Genomic DNA, 20,652 nt, shown 5'->3' on the forward strand with positions numbered 1-20,652 from the left:
TACCTCTTATGCCAAACGTGGGTTAACTTTATCTGGGTTGATGTTGTATTTTTTAATCGCTTCTTCAACGACTTTAACATCAATCTCACCACGTTTAGCCAATTCACCTAACGCTGCAACGATGACATACGTTGTATCCACTTCGAAGTGGTGACGCAGGTTCTCACGGCTGTCAGAACGACCGAAACCGTCAGTACCTAATACACGGTACTCACTGGCTGGAACATAAGTACGGATTTGTTCAGCGAACAGTTTCATGTAGTCAGTCGATGCAACAGCTGGCGCATCATTCATAACTTGCGCGACATAAGGTACACGTGGCGTCGCTGATGGGTGCAGCATGTTCCAACGCTCACAGTCTTGACCATCACGAGCCAATTCAGTGAATGATGTTACGCTGTATACATCAGAACCAATTCCGTATTCCGCAGCCAAGATATCTGCAGCTTCACGAACGTGACGCATCATAGAACCAGAACCTAATAACTGCACTTTACCTTTTTTGCCTTCAACTGAAGCCAGTTTATAGATACCTTTACGGATACCGTCTTCAACGCCTTCTGGCATTGCGTGCATGTGATAGTTCTCGTTCAGAGTCGTGATGTAGTAGTACACGTTCTCTTGTTTCTCACCATACATACGCTCTAAACCGTCTTGCATGATAACCGCGACTTCGTAAGCGTAAGCTGGGTCATAAGAAATACAGTTAGGGATAGTCAGTGATTGAATATGGCTATGACCATCTTCGTGCTGTAAGCCTTCACCGTTCAGTGTTGTACGACCAGAAGTACCACCGATCAGGAAGCCACGAGCTTGTTGGTCACCTGCTGCCCACATTAAGTCGCCAATACGTTGGAAACCAAACATAGAGTAGTAGATATAGAATGGGATCATAGGCAGGTTGTTGGTGCTGTATGATGTTGCAGCCGCTAACCATGAAGAGCCTGCGCCCAGTTCGTTGATACCTTCTTGCAGGATCTGACCTTTAGAGTCTTCTTTATAGTAAGCAACTTGCTCACGATCTTGCGGAGTATATTGTTGACCTTTCGGGCTATAGATACCAATTTGACGGAACAGACCTTCCATACCGAAAGTACGTGCTTCGTCAGCGATAATTGGTACTAAACGCTCTTTGATTGAGTTGTTTTTCAACATGACATTCAGTGCGCGGACGAATGCGATTGTTGTTGAAATCTCTTTAGATTGTTCTTCCAGTAATTGACTGAAATCTGACAGAGCTGGAATTTCCAGTTTTTCATCAAATTTAGCGCGACGAGCTGGTAAGTAACCGCCCAGAGCTTGGCGACGTTCGTGCAGATATTTGTATTCTTCAGAATCTTTATCGAAAGTGATTAATGGTAGTTTTTCGATTTGATCATCAGCAACTGGCACATTGAACTGATCACGGAAGTGGCGAACGCCGTCCATGTTCATTTTCTTAACTTGGTGAGCAATGTTTTTACCTTCTGCTGTTTCACCCATACCATAGCCTTTGATGGTTTGAGCTAAAATAACAGTTGGTTTGCCTTTAGTTTCTTGTGCTTTTTTGAATGCTGCATACACTTTCTTCGGATCGTGACCACCACGGTTCAGCGCCCAAATTTCGTCATCAGTCATATCTTTCACTAATGCAGCCGTTTCTGGATAACGGTTGAAGAAGTGTTCACGTACGTATGCACCATCGCGTGATTTAAATGTTTGATAATCACCGTCAAGGGTTTCGTTCATCAATTGAACCAGTTTGCCGGTTGTATCTTTACGCAGCAGCTCGTCCCAACGGTCGCCCCACATAACTTTGATAACTTGCCAGCCAGCGCCACTGAAGATACCTTCTAATTCGTTAACGATTTTACCGTTACCGGTTACTGGGCCATCAAGACGTTGCAGGTTACAGTTAATAACGAAAACTAAGTTATCTAACTTATCGCGAGTTGCGATAGTAATTGCACCTTTAGATTCTGGCTCATCCATCTCACCATCACCTAAGAACGCATAAACACGCTGTGCTGAAGTGTCTTTCAGACCGCGGTTATCCAAATATTTCAGGAATTTAGCTTGGTAGATAGCATTGATTGGCCCCAGACCCATAGAGACGGTAGGGAACTGCCAAAAATCAGGCATTAATTTAGGGTGCGGATAAGAAGACAGACCGTTACCACCAATTTCTTGACGGAAGTTATTCATCTGCTCTTCAGTTAAGCGACCTTCTAAGAATGCACGCGCATAGATACCTGGGGAGATATGGCCTTGGAAGAAGACTAAGTCACCACCGTCATTATTGTTATGAGCGCGGAAGAAGTGGTTGAAGCAAACTTCATATAAAGTTGCGGAAGACTGGAATGATGCCATATGACCACCCAGTTCTAAATCCTTTTTAGATGCACGCAGAACGGTCATTACAGCGTTCCAGCGAATTGCAGAACGGATACGGCGTTCTAAATCCATGTTACCAGGGTATGCAGGCTCATCTTCAACAGCAATTGTGTTGATATAATCAGAACTACCAGATGCACCAGCGGCAATGTTAACACCACCTTTACGTGCTTCGCTTAATACCTGTTCGATAATAAACTGTGCACGATCAATACCTTCTTCACGGATGACCGATTCAATCGCCTGTAGCCAGTCGCGAGTTTCAATCGGATCCACGTCATTTTTTAACATATCTGACATGGTGTATTCCTTATCTGTTATCTATTTTATATGGTTATATGGAGCCTATCTTCCTGCCATTTTCTTCATGTTAATGAAAACAGCGGGAAGATAGGCCCTGATGTAGTTGCCGCTTTATCTCTAATTAAGAGCACTCACAGTAATGTAGACGCAGCAGTCAGGATCTACACTACCAATTTTAAATCTGGTCTAGCTTTAAAGCTGATTCTTGCCTTAAATCTGATCTAGGTCTGGATGTTGCTGTAAGCGACGTAATGAACGCTCTCGGCGAGTCTGCTCACGCCCGATGTCTAGTAGCAAATCTTCGATAAAAGCAAGATGTCGATGAGACGCTTCTCTCGCTTTTTCAGGTTCCCTTGCGACAATAGCAGAAAAAATCTGTTCTCTATGATCGCTTACCGCGTTGTACATCTCTTTACGGGTATATAGAAACTCGAAGTTCTGGCGGATATTTTGCTCTAACATAGGGATCATGCAACGTAACAAGTGTAACAGCACTACATTATGAGCAGCTTCCGTTACAATCAGTTGATACTGTAATACCGCATCTGATTCCGCGTTAAGGTCACCACTCTTCTGAGCTGATTTAATCAATTCATAGCTTTGGCGAATACGCTCTAAATCTTCTTCCGTACCACGTAATGCCGCATAGTAAGCAGCGATGCCTTCTAATGCATGACGAGTTTCAAGAAGATCTAATTGAGATTCTGGGTTACCAGCAAGTAATTCGGTCAATGGGTCACTAAAACTTTGCCACATCTGTTTTTGTACAAATGTGCCACCACCTTGACGACGAGATAGAAGACCTTTGGCCTCTAAGGTTTGAATAGCTTCACGCACTGATGGCCTTGAGACATCAAATTGCTTAGCAAGTTCACGTTCAGGAGGCAGCTTTTCGCCGGGGCGTAAAGTCCCCTCGAATATGAGATGCTCAAGCCGCTGCTCGATTACATCTGATAACTTTGGTTGGCGAATTTTACCGTAAGTCATAATCTGCCATTTTCATAGTGAGTAATTATTGATTATCTAGTACCCAGTGTTAATTGGTCATACCAATTATTTTATGGCTTAATAAAGTAACAAAGTATTCACTATCTGTCCATAAAGACCTTGAGCTAAATCATAAAATCCTGCAAGTTTTAACGGTTTATTTTAAAAAAAGCATTAATTAATAACCAAGCCTTGATTAAACAACACACAATTTTAACAAAAAACATGACTTTTTATGCCAAAAAACCCCAGACTGAACCGTTACAGCTTACCAATTATCGCATTAAAAATCACAAAAATGGAATAAATAAGCAACCAGTGAACATTAAGCATCTTTTTACAAAAAAATACCCCTAGCATGGTTAATGATTTGTTAAATCCATAGTTAGTAAAAATACACTTACTAGTTAATCATATGAAAACTGCATACCAATGGTAAAAAGTATTCCGTAAATATTCAGTACAATTCAATAATCATGAGTGGGCGTTCAAAAAATAGTCGCTATCTATATAGTCATTCATTTTTAGGGGGAGATGTATAATCTATCAACCTCCCCGTTATCTTTGTCGCCTCACTGTCTAGCTTAAACTAGCTCCAGCTGGCTTTCCGGTTCAATGAATCGCATTGAGAGGTCTAATGCCTGAATATGTTTTGTCAGCGCGCCTACTGAAATAAAATCAATACCTGTCAATGCAAACTCTCTGATCGTTTTATCTGTCACATTTCCTGATACTTCTAAAGCAGCTTTACCATCCGTGAGAACAACGGCATCTTTCATCATGTCAGTCGTAAAGTTATCAAGCATAATAATATCCGCTTGAGCTTTGAGAGCCTGTAACAACTCTTCTAGATTTTCTACCTCTACTTCAATAGGAACATCTGGATGTGCTTGGCGAGCAAGCGAGACAGCTTGGGAAACAGATCCCGCTGAAATAATATGATTTTCTTTGATTAAATAAGCATCAGACAAACCTAATCGGTGGTTATATCCGCCCCCCATGAGCACTGCATACTTTAATGCGCTCCGCAAACCTGGGATAGTTTTACGGGTATCTAATAATTTAGTTCGAGTACCGTCAAGAAAAGCAACATACTTTGCTGTCACGGTGGAAACCGAAGATAGCGTTTGTACAAAATTTAACGCCGTTCTTTCACCTGTGAGTAGAATTTGAGAAGGCCCTTGCATCTCACATAATACTTGGTCTGGTGAAACCTTATCGCCGTCTTGAACCTTCCAATCTACCTTAACTTTATTACCTAGTTGGTAAAAAACCTCCTCTAGCCATTTTTGTCCGCAAAAAACACCTTCTTCGCGGGTAATAATTCGAGCTGTCGCTTGCGCCTCTTCATTTAATAGCTGCCCTGTAATGTCCCTTTTATAATCAATGACCTGTCCGAGATCTTCTTTTAAAGCAACACTGACCATAAGAGGAATATCAGTAATCAATCTTGCCATTAAAAGTTTGCGTCTTTCTTGTTCATCATAGCGTCGTGTAGTCATTATTTACTCCAAAATATGCACCCGTATGGATCTCAACTATGCTAATCTTTCTTAATTACGGGTACTTACAAAAAAGAAAAGAGCATACTATGGATACTGATATGAAAATACATGATGGTTGGCTAAATAATGTGACTCATATCCCTTCCCCATATCATGATGACCGCCCTGAGGGCGAAGAACCTACACTTCTCGTCATTCACAATATTAGCCTTCCACCAGGACAGTTTGGTGGCCCTTATATTAACCAACTATTTACTGGTACTTTAAATCCCGGAGAACACCCTTTTTTCGATGAAATTAAACATCTACGTGTTTCGGCTCATTGCCTTATTCGTCGGGATGGTGAAATTATTCAATATGTTCCTTTCAACAAGCGTGCATGGCATGCGGGGCAATCAAATTATCAAGGACGAGAAAAATGTAACGACTACTCTATTGGCATCGAGTTAGAAGGTACGGATTATGAAGCCTTCACTGAAGCTCAATATGTAACTTTAACCAAGCTCACTAGGTTACTGATAACTGAATTCCCGCAAATCGAGCAGAATATTACAGGTCATAGCGATATTGCTCCCCATCGAAAAACTGACCCAGGCCCTTACTTTGATTGGCAGCACTATAAAAACGCACTCTAAGCTTTGCCCATTGATAATTTTTACGAATTATCCGTCTATTATCTTAGCTAATGAGAGTAACCGTCCCATTAGCTCCTCTTCCTGATGTACCTATATTTATATCAGTCTGACTGACTCATTTTTATTAGAAAAAATATTCTTGATATGTTTTTGCGAGAACGCTCGAAATAAAATGAGACAACTCACCATTTGCAAGATCACTTTACAAAGCCACTCGTAACCTGAATTTTCAATTCGTATTTTCACTAAAAATGTTTTTTATGATGAAGCCTCACATTATCAAAGAGGTTTTACTCATGGATCAGAAAGGATTTTCCTTAATCGAAATAATGGTTGTTATCGCAATAATTTCAATACTCAGCGCAGTTGCTATACCGGGTTATCAAAGCTATATGCAAAAAGCAGCCATGACTGACGTACTACAAACTATCTTGCCTTATAAAAACAGTGTGGAACTGTGCAGCTTTAACCAAGGTCTTTTAGCCAAATGTAATTCAGGAAAAGAAGATATACCGAGCAATATAAAAGGAAAATATCTAAAACAGATTGATGCAAAAGCAGGTGTCATTACCTTTGTTGGTGAAAAAACATTAACCGGTCTTACGGGTATTTTGACACCCACGAACTCAACAGCTACATCACCATTTTCATGGAGCATCAGTTGCCAAGCTGATAATAATGCAGATCTAAAAAAACTTTGTGAAAAAACATTGAGCTTCTAATTAAGGAATTAACATGCGCACATCTAGGGAAAGCCATTATATTTTCAAAGAACTCAAAGTGCTTTGTGACAAAAACTATATCGTGATTATCGATTACAACGAAAAAAGGTTATCCATAGCCACAATAGAAAAACCCAATGATAATTTATTATCCACATTACGTTTTATTGCCAGCGTACCAGTTTGTTATGAAATATGGCCTAAAGAAAAAATTGACCATTATTTCAATCGCCATGTTTTAGAAATCAATGAAAATGAAAATACTTATCAGGCTAACACTATTGAACTTATCAATGTGGTATCTCCTGCCGTTGATTTTGTCGATGATTTATTAAAGATGGCAGTAAGAAAGCGTGCATCTGATATTCACCTTGAACCAACCAAACATAACCTAAAAATTCGCCTTAGAGTAGATGGAAAACTCTACGTTATCCCTTCACCACCCCATGAAATAAACAACGAGGTCATTGCTCGAATAAAAATATTATCAAAAATGAATATTGCAGAAAAAAGAATACCGCAGGATGGGCAGATGAATTGGAGCTTTGAGCGCAAGAATTTCAGCATCCGCCTGTCCAGCATGCCCACACTTCATGGTGAAAAATTAGTTCTGAGATTATTAAATACTCAGCTGAAATATTCTCTTGAACAAATTGGAATGTGCCCGACTTTATTACCTCTACTAAAAAACACCTTACAAAAACCACAAGGATTGATTCTCGTGACAGGGCCCACGGGTAGCGGTAAAACTGTCACTCTTTATAGTGCACTGGAATACCTTAATCAAACATCAAGAAATATATCTACCATTGAAGACCCTATTGAGATCCCCCTTGGGGGGATCAACCAAACACAAGTACACGAAAAATACTCACTTACTTTTGCTTTTATTCTTCGAGCACTACTTCGACAAGATCCTGATGTTATTATGATTGGTGAAATTAGAGACGAAGAAACTGCTCAGATAGCTGCTCGAGCCGCACAAACAGGCCATCTTGTTCTATCAACGCTCCATACTAATTGTACAGTCAGTGCTATTACACGCATGGAACAACTAGGTGTTGATAGAAACCAGCTTCAATCTTGTTTAAAAATGGTTATCGCTCAGCGCTTAGTTAGAAAACTTTGCACATACTGTAAACAAGAAACAGCACGTATTACTCCGATAAATACAATACGAAATATTCATGAATACTACTCTACAGGATGCGAACATTGTTTTTCTGGATTCATGGGACGCACCGCAATATATGAATACCTCGATCAAACACAACTCGACTTTATATTAAAAGACAAGGGTGAGTTATCTGATAATTTCAAAGGTTTATTTCAAGCCAGCCTTGAGCGAGTCGAAGCTGGAGAAACAACATTACAAGAAATTTATTCTATTATCGGAAAAGGAGAGTAAATTAATGTTTGTATATAAATACACTTCACTTGAAAGTAATTCGTATATAACTGATAGCTTAGTAGCAAAAAACAAACAACAGGCTTTTTTAGAGATAATCAAGCGAGGTCAAACTCCAATATCAATAAAATTAAAATCTATATTTATATTGGATATGGAAAACTTAAACTACAGAATTCATTTCTTTCACCAGCTAAATATACTATCTTCCTCAGGTATTAGTTTATTAAAATGCTTTCAACTACTTCGACTTAATTGCCATTTACCTTTTTGGAGGAGCCTCATTAATCAGGTAATCAATGATCTAGAGAAAGGTATTAGTTTTATTAAAAACCTAGAAAATCACCCGAATATTTTTAATAGTACAACAATAAGCTTAATCGTAATCGCCGAAAAAACGGGAAATTATGATGAAAGCTTTTTGATTATCAAGAATATGCTTGAACATAACCAGAAAACATCAATCTTAATAAAAAAAGCTTTACGTTACCCAGTTACCCTTATAGGGTTCTCAAGCCTATTACTCATCATCATGCTGGTTTTTGTCATTCCGCAGTTTGTTGAAATTTACGAAAGCTTTCAACAGGAATTACCGTCCATAACAAAGGTAGTCATTATAATATCTGATACTCTGATTGAAAATGTTCAATGGATGATGTTCACACTGCTCACAACTATATTTTTATTTATTAAACATAAAACTTTCATGTCCAGAAAACTGAGTCATATAACTCAACATCTTCCTTATATCAATAACATCATCAGAGCCAAAAACTTGAACATCTATTTTTTAACATTATCTTCCACACTAAAATCAGGATTATCTCTCATGGAATGCCTTGATTGCTCTACTAACACGATAATGCATCATAAATACAAGGAAGAGTGTCATGAAATTTATCACTCTATTCTTAAAGGAGAGTCACTATCTGATGCAATGAAAAATACACAACTTTTTCCAAAATTAGCAATTCAGTTAATTTCTTTGGCAGAAGAATCTGGCAAGCTAGAATACTTTGCATTATATTTATTTAAGTATTATTCACAACAATATAAGACTATTACAGAGCATCACCTTAAGAGCCTTGAACCTATATTACTCTTATTTATAGCTATCATTATCTGCTTAATAATGTTTGCAATGTATTTGCCAATATTTAAATTAGGCTCAGTCATTTCTGGAATGTAGCTTATTGTCCAAAAAAAAACAGTTCAATTTAGATAGTAAAAATAGATTGGAATCACACATATATCCATAACATGATGGCTTGACTCAATTGTATACAGACAAATTAAAACTTTCAGTGTAACCTGACTTATTTCCCGTGAACTAATGAATCATTTATGTCTTATATTGTTGCCCTCACAGGGGGGATAGGAAGTGGCAAAACAACTGTTGCCAATGAATTTGCTAAACTTGGGGTGCCCCTCGTTGATGCTGATGTCATCGCCCGCCAAGTTGTTGAACCTAATACCCCTGCATTGCTCAGCATTCAACAGCACTTTGGTCAAAAAGTGTTAAACCATGATGGCACTTTAAATAGAGTTTTTTTACGGACAGTTGTTTTTTCCGAACCGAAGGAAAAAGCGTGGCTAAATGCGCTGCTTCATCCTTTGATACAACAAGAAACACAGAAACAACTTCAGCGGGTTAACTATCCTTATGTTTTATGGGTAGTCCCCCTGCTTATTGAAAATAAAATTTCGCATTTAGCAGATCGTGTTCTTGTTGTTGATGTAACAAGAGAAGAACAAATAGAGAGAACTATTAGACGCGATGACACCAGCCTAGAGCATGTTATTAATATATTAAATGCTCAAGTATCTCGAGAAGAAAGGTTGTCGTATGCTAACGATATCATCACTAATCATACAGATGATACTGAGCTGCCAAATAGAGTTGCAGAACTACACAAGCAATACCTAGCACTTGCAGCACAAAAAGAATAGGAATGAGCATGAGCGAAAAAATCGAAACAACTTTGGTTACTTATGAATATCCAATGAATGAAAAAATTCGTTCTTGGCTGCGGCTTGAAACATTACTAATGCAAATCTATGAACAGAGCCATATTACCTCCTACTCCTCTGGAATTGCCTTTTTCCGCTCTGTTTCTGAACTGATTGAAATTTTGGATAGAGGCGAAGTTCGCTCTGATCTTATCAAAGAACTCGAAAAACAAAAAAGTAGGCTACTCGGTTGGGCCGATGCCCCAAATGTTGATAAAACATTAATCACCTCTCTTTTAAATGACCTAACACCGAAAATAAGTAATTTAATGTCCGCACCTCGATTTGGCCATCAACTACGTAATGATAAAATTATTAGTATGGTACGCCAACGTCTCAGTATTCCCGGTGGATGCTGTAACTTTGATTTACCCACCCTTCAACTGTGGCTAAACATCCCTCAATCAGATAGAGATAATGAAATCAAAAGCTGGCTAAATAGCTTAGACCCTCTGCAAGATGCCTTAAAAACCGTGTTATTACTAATCCGTCAGAATGGAAATTTTGAATCTGCCGAATCTCATAATGGTTTCTTTCAAGGTAATGTCGAAGGAAAAGAGCTTTTACGTATTAGATTATCGCCAGAGCATTTGATATACCCTCAAATTTCAGGGCATAAAACGCGTTTTGCCTTACGTTTTCTTCATATCGATAGCGAGAATGGTATACTCCCAGACGTAATTCGTTTTCAGTTAGCCTGTTGTTAGTTTGAGAGTCAATGTATGAATGAAATTATTGAAGTCAATTGTCCGACTTGCCAAAAAGTCGTGACTTGGAATGAATCCAGCCCTTTTCGTCCATTTTGCAGCAAAAGATGTCAATTGATTGATTTAGGTGAGTGGGCCGCCGAAGAAAAACGCATTGAAAGCCAAGGAGATATTTCCGATAGCGATAATTGGAGTGAAGCACCTGAGCATTAATTTCACTTTAACTATGTTGATAATGAAAATAGCCCAATCTCTGCATTAGGCTATTTTCATCTTCATTACTGGCGACTGGTTATTACGCGTCCTTGGTCAACATATCAACAATCACGCGATTAGCAGGTGGAAACTCTTGTGCAATTAAGCTTTGCTGCTCAATCCAACGTGATTTTTGCCCTTCTTTTCCATAGGGCTCATTTTCCCAGCCTGAAACCATAAAGAAGTAGAGCGTAATAAATCTATCGTCAAATTCATGATCAACTTGATGGAATAAATCACAGTCACTCACCGCAATACCCACTTCTTCTTCCAATTCACGGATCAATGCATCCTTAGGATTTTCCCCTTTTTCTAACTTTCCACCAGGAAACTCCCAAAACCCAGCCATGTGAGTACCTTCAGGTCGCTGAGTAATAAAAATATGTTGCTGAGCATTACGAATGATCCCAGCGGCAATATGCAGATGTTTTTTTTCCATAATTTCTTCACTAAAAAGGCGGGTTTCCCCGCCTTTATTGATTATTTACTGAATTCTAAATTAGTTTAAGCGGCCATGGCACTGCTTGTATTTCTTACCGGAACCACAAGGGCATGGATCATTACGACCAATTTTATTACCTTGAGTTGCAATCTTCGCTTCCGCTTCTGTCATTAGCGATTCAGTTTCAGCCTCATGGCTTAAATGCTGCTTCTTCGCCAAACGTTCAGCTTCTTCACGACGTTGTTGTTCTAAGGCTTCAACTTCTTCCGGTAAACGTACTTGTACTTTTGACAAGGTACTGATCACTTCATATTTCAATGCTTCTAACATGTTGGCAAACATACTGAAGGATTCACGTTTGTATTCTTGTTTTGGATCTTTTTGTGCATAACCACGTAAATGGATACCTTGACGTAAATAGTCCATGGAAGCTAAATGCTCTTTCCATAATGTATCTAGCGTTTGCAACATAACGCCTTTTTCAAAATTACGCATTGCTTCGGAGCTAACAATTTCTTCTTTACGCTGGTAAATTTCAATCGCTTTTTCCATGATACGTTCACGCAAGGTTTCTTCGTGAAGCTCAGGCTCTTTGTCTAACCACTCTTGAATTGGTAAATCAAGGTCAAAATCGTTCACTAAACGTTTTTGCAGGCCATCGATGTCCCACATTTCTTCCAGTGATTGAGGCGGAATATACGCATCAATAATAGTGGTAAATACATCTTCACGAATGCTGTCTACGGTTTCTTTAATATCGCCGCCATCCAGTAATTCATTACGCTGAGTATAGATGGCACGACGTTGATCACTTGCCACATCATCATATTCAAGTAATTGTTTACGAATATCGAAGTTACGGCTTTCAACTTTACGCTGTGCGTTAGCAATTGCTTTTGTGACCCAAGGGTGTTCAATAGCTTCGCCTGGTTTCATACCCAATTTTTTCATCATGCCCGTTACACGGTCTGATGCGAAGATACGCATTAAAGCATCTTCCATTGACAGATAGAAACGTGATGAACCAGCATCACCTTGACGTCCCGCACGACCACGTAACTGGTTATCGATACGGCGAGATTCATGACGCTCTGTACCGATGATATGTAAACCGCCAGCCGCTAACACTTCATCGTGACGAATTTTCCAGTTCGCTTTAATTTCATCAATTTGTTCTTGCGTTGGGTTCTCTAACGCAGCCACTTCTGACTGCCAGCTTCCCCCTAACATGATATCGGTACCACGACCTGCCATGTTAGTTGCGATGGTTACGGCACTTTTTTGCCCCGCGTTAGCGATAATGTCAGCTTCCATGGCGTGGAATTTCGCATTCAATACGTTATGAGCAATTTTTGCTTTAGTCAGCGCATGCGAAATTAATTCAGATTTTTCAATCGAAATAGTACCAACCAGAACGGGTTGACCTTTGGAAGTTTTATCACGAATATCTTCAATAATTGCATCAAATTTGTCTGCTTCAGTCATATAGACTAAGTCAGGCATATCTTTACGAACCATTGGGCGGTTAGTTGGGATAACAATCGTGTCCAGCTTATAGATAGAGCTAAATTCGAATGCTTCGGTATCCGCAGTACCGGTCATACCCGCGAGTTTTTCGTATAAGCGGAAATAGTTCTGGAAAGTGATCGATGCCAACGTTTGGTTTTCATTATGGATCTCAACACCTTCTTTTGCTTCAACAGCTTGGTGTAGACCATCAGACCAACGACGCCCTTCCATTGTACGGCCAGTATGTTCGTCGACAATGATAACTTGGTTATCTTTAACAATATAATCAACGTCACGGGTAAACAGTGCGTGGGCACGTAAACCAGCCATAACGTGATGCATCAGCATGATGTTAGTTGGAGAATAAAGCGACTCGCCTTCATCCATTAAACCTGCTTTTGCCAGTAACTCTTCAACCAGAACCAGACCGCGCTCTGTGATTGTTACCTGGCGAGATTTTTCATCAACAGAGAAGTGACCTTCACCTTGGAAAGTGTCTGAGTCTTCTTTTTCTTGGCGAACGAGTTTCGGGATCAGTTTATCCACTTTGATGTACAGATCCGAGCTATCTTCCGCTGGGCCTGAAATGATCAGTGGAGTACGTGCTTCATCGATAAGAATGGAGTCCACCTCATCGACTAATGCGTAATGCAGTTTACGTTGAACGCGATCTTCTGGGCTAAATGCCATGTTGTCACGTAAATAGTCAAAACCGAATTCGTTGTTGGTACCATAAGTAATGTCATCCGCATAAGCTTGGCGCTTCGCAGGTGGAGCCATACCTGACAAGTTAATACCAACTGTTAAACCTAAGAATTCGAATAACGGACGGTTATTTTCCGCATCTCGTTTTGCTAAGTAGTCGTTCACTGTAACAACGTGAACCCCTTTGCCTGATAATGCGTTAATGTATGCTGGCAGCGTTGCAGTCAGTGTTTTACCTTCACCTGTACGCATTTCTGCGATACAGCGCTCGTTCAGTACCATACCGCCGATTAACTGAACGTCGAAGTGACGCATACCGAATACACGTTTGCTTGCTTCACGCACTGTCGCAAACGCTTCAGGGATCATATTTTCAATGCTTTCGCCTTGTTTTAAACGCTCACGGAATTCTACGGTTTTGGCTTTCAGCTCGTCATCCGATAATTTCTCAAACTCAGGCTCTAGCTTGTTAATTTTTTCCACTTCTTTACGCAGACGGCGCAGAGTACGGTCATTACGGCTACCAAATACTTTGGTTAATAATTTAGTTAACATATTTTTTCTCAGGTAAATCAATTAATTATTTGAATCAGTGATTTTTGACACGATGAGAAGCGACCTAATGGCAGGCTTTACATCGTTAAATGGATTTAGGCGAAGAAGGGGCCAGCCCGAATGCCATGTACCTGAGCAACCCAAATCGCAGGCTGATAAACAGTAAAGAGAGGGTAGATATGTTCGCTAGCTTGAGTCGTTGCCACATCCCATTGTAAAGATCGCTGCGCCAACATCGCATACAGCGTATCTAACATTAATTGAGGGGCAAATAGTGTCTCTTTTTGTAGCTTACTTTTATCGGTATCTTCATCTTCAGTTGCTGAAAAGGCAAAAGTCAGTTGGCGGATAACATTACGTACCGCATGTTGCTGCCAGTAATTGACCGAGTAAGAAGATGAGGATGAAGAGCGTTGAGAGTTCTGCTGTGCAAATAAGTTATCGAAAGCATTTACAGCTTGGCTTTGTCGATTAGCTGGCGCAGAATTAACTTGAGTTTGCTGAGATTCTGATAAGGCATTTAAAATTGTAGGCAAGCCAACACCTGTAGCCACAACACCCAATAACAGGTGGGACCAAAAGTATCGTCTACCTAAATGTCGCCAAAAATTTAAAATGCCCATCAAACTCTTATATAATTTATAGATTAAAGTATGATTCCCAATTATGTTCTGACATCTTTAGCAATCGCGCAAAATGAGAGTTCACAATGAGAGATAGTCATCCACAAGCGCTTTTCGATGTACTCGAAGAGTCTCTGGCGAAAACATCAAACACTTTACAAACTATTCAGCGAAATGCAAAAGCTATTCTAAAATTGAATCGTGTTGTAAAAAGTTTGCTGCCAGCGGAAATTAAACCCATGTGTCGGGTGGCAAACTACCGTAATAACATTATGGTTATCGAAGTGGCTAATGCCAGTTGGATGACCCGCCTTAATTATGAAAAAATTAACCTTCTTTCTGCATTAAGGTCGTCTATTCTACCATCTTTATCTTCCATCGACATCAGAATCAACCCCGATCTTATACGAAAATCTAAGCAAAATAGCTCATTGAATAAGCAATCAGTGAATCAAAAAGAAAATCGTAATCAAAGAAAGATTAGCACGCAAACTGCTGAGCAGTTATTAAGATTAGCGAAAAAGAGTCCGAAGGGATTAAAAGAGAAGTTTGAGCGGCTGGCTGCATTAGCCGGAGAGAGTACTAATGCAACCAACAGAAAAGGCTAACTCTGGCTGACAGAGATAGCCGCATAATAGAAACTATTATGCGAATACAGTCGAAGGCGCTTTGAATGCCAGAGGTAATTCAGCTTCGTCTTCAAAGGTCACTAGATCCCAAGCAGATTCTTTAGCCAGAACCGCTTGCAGCAATTTGTTATTCAGTGCGTGACCAGATTTAAATGCAGTGAATGCACCAATAATGTTATGTCCACACATGAATAAGTCACCAATTGCATCGAGCATTTTGTGACGAACGAATTCATCTTCAAAGCGTAAACCATCTTCGTTGAGTACTTTATAGTCATCAACGACGATAGCACAGTCAAAACTACCGCCTAAGCATAGGCCTTTCGATTGCAGATATTCAATGTCACGCATGAAACCGAAAGTACGCGCGCGGCTAATTTGGTTTACAAAAGATTCCGCAGAGAAATCCATTGCATAGCGTTGCGTGCTGCTATCAATTGCAGGGTGTTGGAAATCAATAGTGAAATCAAGGCTAAAGCCATTGTATGGAGACATTTCTGCCCACTTATCACCATCTTCAACACGTACAGTTTCTTTAATGCGTAAGAATTTCTTCGCACAATTTAATTCTTCAATACCGCCATCTAGCAGTAAGAAAACAAACGGTGCAGCACTGCCATCCATAATCGGGATTTCAGGCGCATTGACTTCAATAACAATGTTATCGATGCCTAATCCTGCTAAAGCAGCATTCAAATGTTCAACCGTCGAAATACGTACATTATCTTCATTGACTAAGCAAGTACATAACATAGTATCGCGAACTGATTTCGCATCTGCCGGAAAATCTACCGGTGGATTAAGGTCAGTACGACGGTAGATGACCCCGGTATTGGCCGGTGCCGGACGTAAAGTAAGCGTAACTTTCTTGCCGGTATGTAAACCAACACCAGTCGCTTTAATAATACGTTTAAGTGTCCGTTGTTTGATCATCGTATTTTCTCGCAATGTTATAAGTCCTACTGGCTATCTTAATTGATAACCAGTAGAAAATTTTAGCACAAAAAGCGGAAAAACCAATCTAATTAAAAATTAATCGGCCTGTTTACGCAAGAAAGCTGGGATATCTAAGTAATCCGGCTCTTTATTTACTTGTGTATTTTGGTCGTTAACGGCTTTTGCAGCTGGTTTTTCATCATTTAATGAAGACATGCTATTTTGCATTTGCTGATAGCGTTGCTCCATTGAAGCTTGCTGAGACATTTTATTGCTCACTAAAGTAATTTCTGGACGTTTGTCCATACCAATACCAGTAGCAACAACAGTCACGCGCAATTCTTCATGCATTTCTGGGTCTAAAGAAGTACCGATTACAACAGTCGCATTATCCGATGCGAATGCGCGAATGGTATTACCCACTGTTTCAAATTCATCCAAGCGCAGGTCAAAACCAGCAGTGATGTTGACCAGAACACCACGCGCACCAGATAGGTCGATATCTTCCAGAAGTGGGCTAGAAATTGCCATTTCAGCAGCTTCTTCCGCTCTATCTTCGCCACGAGCCACACCTGAACCCATCATCGCGTAGCCCATTTCTGACATTACGGTACGTACGTCAGCAAAGTCCACGTTCATTAAACCTGGGCGAGTGATCAGCTCAGCGATACCTTGAACTGCACCTTTTAATACGTCGTTAGCCGCACCAAAAGCATCCAGTAAAGAGATACCACGACCAAGTACTTTCAGTAGCTTGTCGTTAGGGATAGTGATCAGCGAGTCAACGTGCTTAGACAGCTCAGTGATACCGGCTTCCGCGAATGCCATGCGCTTTTTGCCTTCGAAATTGAATGGCTTAGTCACGACAGCAACGGTTAGGATACCTAATTCTTTAGCAACTTCAGCAACGACTGGCGCAGCACCAGTACCAGTACCACCACCCATACCTGCAGCAATGAATACCATATCTGCGCCATCAAGAGCATTGCGCAGTGCTTCACGGTCTTCTTCTGCCGCATTACGGCCGACTTCTGGGTTTGCACCCGCACCCAGACCTTTGGTAATACCTGTACCGATCTGAATGGTTTGCCCGACTGCGGTTTTACGCAGGGCTTGTGCGTCAGTGTTGACTGCAAAGAACTCAACACCCTCAATGCGCTCGCGTACCATGTGTTCAACGGCATTTCCGCCGCCGCCGCCAACGCCGATGACTTTAATCACCGCATCGTTGGTTAGCTCCATTGGTTCAAACATAATGTCTCTCCGTTTTGTGCTTACTATTGAAGCTAATAATATGCTTCTAAATAAAAATTAAAATTCTTTTCTCAACCAGCTGGTGAGCTTACTAAACCACCCGCTAACTGAAGCACGTTTTTCCGTCTCGGTATCATCGCCAAGGTGGCTTTCTTTACCGTAATGCAGAAGCCCTACCGCTGTGGAGTAGTATGGCTCCTGAGCATAATCCGTTAATCCTGTTATATTAAGTGGGGTACCGATTCTGACCTGTGTATGGAACACTTTTTGGGCACACTCAACTAGCCCATCAATCTGTGCTGCCCCGCCCGTCAAAACTATCCCTGCCGCTAAGTGGTGTTTGACACCTTGCTGGCGTAACTGTTCCTGTAAATTTAAAATTTCTTCATTTACTAAATTTAACAGCTCAGTATACCGTGGCTCAATCACTTCCGCTAAGGTTTGACGCTGTAAACTTCTCGGTGGACGACCGCCAACACTCGGTACTTCAACCGTTTCATCTTTACTCACAATCGAACCGACTGCACACCCGTGACGCACTTTGATAGCTTCTGCGTCTGTTGGCGGCGTACCAAATGCGTAAGCGATATCACTTGTAACCACATTACCTGCGTATGGGATCACTTTGGTATGACGCAAAGCACCACCCGTATAAACCGCCATGTCCATTGTGCCACCACCGACATCAACAACACAGACACCTAATTCACGCTCGTCTTCAGTCAACACACTGTAGCTTGCAGCAAGGCCAGCAAAAATAAGCTGGTCAACTTTTAATCCACAACGTTCAACTGCTTTCACAATGTTCTTCGCCATATCGTTATGGCAAGTGATCAGATGAACTTTAGCTTGCATGCGAACACCAGAAAGACCGACTGGATTTTTAATACCTTCTTGGTAGTCAATCGCGAATTCTTGCGGGATAACATGCAAAATTCGGTGTTCGTCTTTAACTCGGACAGATTTCGCAGTGTGAACTACGCTGTCCACGTCTTCTTGTGTCACTTCTTCTTCTGAGATTGGCACCATACCAATCTCATTTTGGCAGCTCACATGTTTACCTGATAATGCAAGGTAAACAGAAGAAATTTGGCAATCCGCCATTAATTCAGCTTGGTCAATCGCTCTTTGGACGCATTTAACAACCGACTCAAGATCGTTAACGCCACCTTTGTCCATTCCGCGAGATGGACAGCTTCCCACTCCAATAATATTAACCATACCATCGGGCAGAATTTCTCCTACAAGGGCTGACACCTTGGAAGTTCCAATTTCAAGGCCTACCACTAATTTTCTGTCCGTTGCTTTAATCATTTGCTTCTGCCTATCTGCCTAATTTGAGTTATTAGCAATTTGTCTTATTGGAAGCCTTGCGGTGCGTCAACTAATAAAGGAGCCCACCCCACCGCTGCCCCACTGGTATAACGCAAATCAACATAGTCGACGCGTTTATCAGTCGTTTGCTGTAAAAGCGGATAAAGCTCAAGAAAACGATTTAACCGCTCTAACACATCTTTTTTCCCAAGTTCGACTCTTACATCATTATCTAAAATAATCTGCCATGCATGGCGCGCTGTCATAGAAACGGATTTTAGTTTCAAGTTATTTTTCGCCAAAATACCACTTAGTACAGCAAATTCTTTCAAAACCTCTGTTTGGCTTCCTTGCGGACCATACAGCATTACATAATCGCCTTTGCCATTTTGACTTGGTGGAAGGGTAAATACACGCCCTTCTTGGTCGACCAAGTTTTGGTCATTCCATCTTGCGTAGGGTTTGTACTCCGCAATATGGATTTTTAATTCATCCGGCCACTGTTTACGCACTGTAACTTGGCGTATCCACGGCATCATACTGATTTGGTTTTGAATCGCATTCACATCCACCGTCATAAAGGTGCCCGGCTGACCTAATGACAAAATTGCCTTTCGCACATCATCATTGGTGGTGTAGTTGCGCTCTCCCGTTAATATCAGTTTGGACATTGGCAGCCTATCGGCATCCTTCATCCAGTTCATCACAGTCCAGCCGCTCCACACAATGGTGCCGACAACCATCAGGAAGAAAATCAATCCGCCCAAAAAAGCCCCATTACTTGGTCTTAAGCGCGGATCTTCATCTTGACCGCTATTCTGATTATGATGCCTTACGTTTAACGCTGCCTGTGACATATCAACTAGCCAATTCCAAAATACGTACCACTAACTGCGAAAAATCCAAACCTGCTTGACGCGCAGCCATTGGAACTAAACTGTGACTGGTCATTCCCGGCGAAGTATTCACTTCGAGTAAATAGAACTCCCCATCACTATCTTGCATCACATCAACCCGTCCCCAGCCACGACAACCTACCGCTTGATAAGCCTGCATTGCGATATCTGCCAATTTCGCTTCGAGGTCGCTGGTTAATCCACTTGGGCAGAAATATTGAGTCTCATCGGACAAATATTTCGCTTCATAGTCATAAAAAATACCCGGTGGCTGAATGCGAATCGAAGGGAGAACCTCGTCACCCAGTACCGCGACCGTATACTCAGGACCACTTAACCACTTTTCAATCAATAACGTATCGTCAAACTGGAAAGCAAGCTCAATGGCTTCCGGCAGAGCATCCAGAAAGTCAACTTTGCTCATTCCAACACTGGAACCTTCCAAACTCGGTTTAACGATAAGTGGCAGTCCTAAGTGCTTAACTTGCTGAGCTAACTGCTCTTTTTTAATATTAGTATATTTCTGCTTGTTAAGTGAAATATATGGAGAAACACTTAACCCAGCACCTTGCCAAAGTTGTTTGGTGCGCAGTTTATCCATACTCAGCGCAGATGCCATTACGCCACTACCTGTGTATGGAAGCCCCAGAAACTCAAGCATTCCTTGGATCGTGCCGTCTTCCCCGCCACGACCATGTAAGGCGATAAACGCTTTATCAAACCCAGCTTCTTTTAATGTCACAACAGGAAAATCTTGGGTATCAACTGGATGCGCATCAACGCCCGCTTGGCGTAATCCCGCCAATACAGCATTGCCAGACTGAAGTGACACTTCACGTTCAGCTGATGTGCCGCCAAATAGAACCGCGATTTTTTCTGTCATG

At 41.0% G+C, this 20,652-nt stretch carries 19 protein-coding genes; 8 read left to right on the forward strand and 11 right to left on the reverse strand.

Annotated elements, in window-relative coordinates; translation table 11 throughout:
* Positions 1–6 precede the first annotated feature (6 nt).
* The 3 genes from aceE to nadC all read right to left on the reverse strand — a co-directional run bounded on the left by aceE (position 7) and on the right by nadC (position 5,165).
* Positions 7–2,673 (reverse strand): pyruvate dehydrogenase (acetyl-transferring), homodimeric type, encoded by a 2,667-nt coding sequence (aceE, locus tag LDO73_RS12565; protein ID WP_224058227.1) that lies wholly within the window; start codon positions 2,671–2,673, stop codon positions 7–9.
* A 213-nt stretch (positions 2,674–2,886) separates the two neighbouring features.
* Positions 2,887–3,663 carry a pyruvate dehydrogenase complex transcriptional repressor PdhR gene (gene pdhR, locus LDO73_RS12570; RefSeq protein WP_224058229.1) on the reverse strand — a complete coding sequence of 259 codons (777 nt, stop codon included), beginning with the start codon at positions 3,661–3,663 and terminating at the stop codon, positions 2,887–2,889.
* 584 nt (positions 3,664–4,247) lie between these two features.
* On the reverse strand, positions 4,248–5,165 hold the full coding sequence (nadC, locus tag LDO73_RS12575) for a carboxylating nicotinate-nucleotide diphosphorylase (protein WP_224058231.1): 918 nt from the start codon (positions 5,163–5,165) through the stop codon (positions 4,248–4,250).
* Between the two features lie 101 nt (positions 5,166–5,266).
* On the opposite strand from nadC, the gene ampD reads away from it, so the two are divergent.
* From ampD to yacG, 7 genes are all read left to right on the forward strand, one after another.
* The gene (gene ampD / locus LDO73_RS12580; RefSeq protein WP_224058233.1) at positions 5,267–5,803 is read left to right on the forward strand and encodes a 1,6-anhydro-N-acetylmuramyl-L-alanine amidase AmpD; all 537 of its coding nucleotides are present in this window, start codon (positions 5,267–5,269) and stop codon (positions 5,801–5,803) included.
* A 296-nt stretch (positions 5,804–6,099) separates the two neighbouring features.
* Positions 6,100–6,525, forward strand: coding sequence for a prepilin peptidase-dependent pilin (gene ppdD / locus LDO73_RS12585; protein WP_224058235.1), 426 nt, complete (start codon positions 6,100–6,102; stop codon positions 6,523–6,525).
* 13 nt (positions 6,526–6,538) lie between these two features.
* Complete coding sequence (locus LDO73_RS12590) at positions 6,539–7,933, forward strand: ATPase, T2SS/T4P/T4SS family (RefSeq protein ID WP_224058236.1); 1,395 nt, start codon at positions 6,539–6,541, stop codon at positions 7,931–7,933.
* 4 nt (positions 7,934–7,937) lie between these two features.
* Positions 7,938–9,122 carry a type II secretion system F family protein gene (locus LDO73_RS12595; RefSeq protein ID WP_224058237.1) on the forward strand — a complete coding sequence of 395 codons (1,185 nt, stop codon included), beginning with the start codon at positions 7,938–7,940 and terminating at the stop codon, positions 9,120–9,122.
* Between the two features lie 155 nt (positions 9,123–9,277).
* Entirely contained in the window at positions 9,278–9,883 is a 606-nt protein-coding gene (gene coaE / locus LDO73_RS12600; protein WP_224058238.1) for a dephospho-CoA kinase, read from the forward strand.
* 8 nt (positions 9,884–9,891) lie between these two features.
* On the forward strand, positions 9,892–10,650 hold the full coding sequence (gene zapD, locus LDO73_RS12605) for a cell division protein ZapD (RefSeq protein WP_224058239.1): 759 nt from the start codon (positions 9,892–9,894) through the stop codon (positions 10,648–10,650).
* 15 nt (positions 10,651–10,665) lie between these two features.
* Positions 10,666–10,863, forward strand: a complete 198-nt coding sequence (gene yacG, locus LDO73_RS12610; protein ID WP_132495795.1) for a DNA gyrase inhibitor YacG — start codon at positions 10,666–10,668, stop codon at positions 10,861–10,863.
* A gap of 82 nt (positions 10,864–10,945) precedes the next feature.
* Here yacG and mutT read toward each other — a convergent pair whose 3' ends face one another.
* The 3 genes from mutT to secM all read right to left on the reverse strand — a co-directional run bounded on the left by mutT (position 10,946) and on the right by secM (position 14,739).
* Positions 10,946–11,344 carry an 8-oxo-dGTP diphosphatase MutT gene (gene mutT, locus LDO73_RS12615; protein WP_224058240.1) on the reverse strand — a complete coding sequence of 133 codons (399 nt, stop codon included), beginning with the start codon at positions 11,342–11,344 and terminating at the stop codon, positions 10,946–10,948.
* Positions 11,345–11,404: 60 nt separating this feature from the next.
* Positions 11,405–14,116, reverse strand: coding sequence for a preprotein translocase subunit SecA (gene secA / locus LDO73_RS12620; protein ID WP_224058241.1), 2,712 nt, complete (start codon positions 14,114–14,116; stop codon positions 11,405–11,407).
* Positions 14,117–14,211: 95 nt separating this feature from the next.
* Positions 14,212–14,739, reverse strand: coding sequence for a secA translation cis-regulator SecM (secM, locus tag LDO73_RS12625; RefSeq protein ID WP_154602537.1), 528 nt, complete (start codon positions 14,737–14,739; stop codon positions 14,212–14,214).
* An 86-nt stretch (positions 14,740–14,825) separates the two neighbouring features.
* Between secM and LDO73_RS12630 the strand changes: the two genes are divergently transcribed.
* Positions 14,826–15,347, forward strand: a complete 522-nt coding sequence (locus tag LDO73_RS12630) for a DUF721 domain-containing protein (protein ID WP_211886293.1) — start codon at positions 14,826–14,828, stop codon at positions 15,345–15,347.
* Positions 15,348–15,383: 36 nt separating this feature from the next.
* Here LDO73_RS12630 and lpxC read toward each other — a convergent pair whose 3' ends face one another.
* From lpxC to LDO73_RS12655, 5 genes are all read right to left on the reverse strand, one after another.
* Positions 15,384–16,301: a UDP-3-O-acyl-N-acetylglucosamine deacetylase gene (lpxC, locus tag LDO73_RS12635; protein WP_006660764.1), complete on the reverse strand. Its 918-nt coding sequence runs from the start codon at positions 16,299–16,301 to the stop codon at positions 15,384–15,386.
* 99 nt (positions 16,302–16,400) lie between these two features.
* The gene (ftsZ, locus tag LDO73_RS12640; protein ID WP_036951193.1) at positions 16,401–17,558 is read right to left on the reverse strand and encodes a cell division protein FtsZ; all 1,158 of its coding nucleotides are present in this window, start codon (positions 17,556–17,558) and stop codon (positions 16,401–16,403) included.
* Between the two features lie 57 nt (positions 17,559–17,615).
* The gene (ftsA, locus tag LDO73_RS12645; RefSeq protein ID WP_036951194.1) at positions 17,616–18,872 is read right to left on the reverse strand and encodes a cell division protein FtsA; all 1,257 of its coding nucleotides are present in this window, start codon (positions 18,870–18,872) and stop codon (positions 17,616–17,618) included.
* Positions 18,873–18,916: 44 nt separating this feature from the next.
* Positions 18,917–19,729 (reverse strand): cell division protein FtsQ, encoded by an 813-nt coding sequence (ftsQ, locus tag LDO73_RS12650; RefSeq protein WP_224058243.1) that lies wholly within the window; start codon positions 19,727–19,729, stop codon positions 18,917–18,919.
* A gap of 1 nt (position 19,730) precedes the next feature.
* On the reverse strand, positions 19,731–20,651 hold the full coding sequence (locus LDO73_RS12655) for a D-alanine--D-alanine ligase (RefSeq protein ID WP_224058244.1): 921 nt from the start codon (positions 20,649–20,651) through the stop codon (positions 19,731–19,733).
* Position 20,652: the final 1 nt, after the last annotated feature.

Origin of the sequence: Providencia alcalifaciens (assembly GCF_915403165.1) — a bacterium.
In the GTDB taxonomy this organism is placed as follows: Bacteria; Pseudomonadota; Gammaproteobacteria; order Enterobacterales; family Enterobacteriaceae; genus Providencia; species Providencia alcalifaciens_C.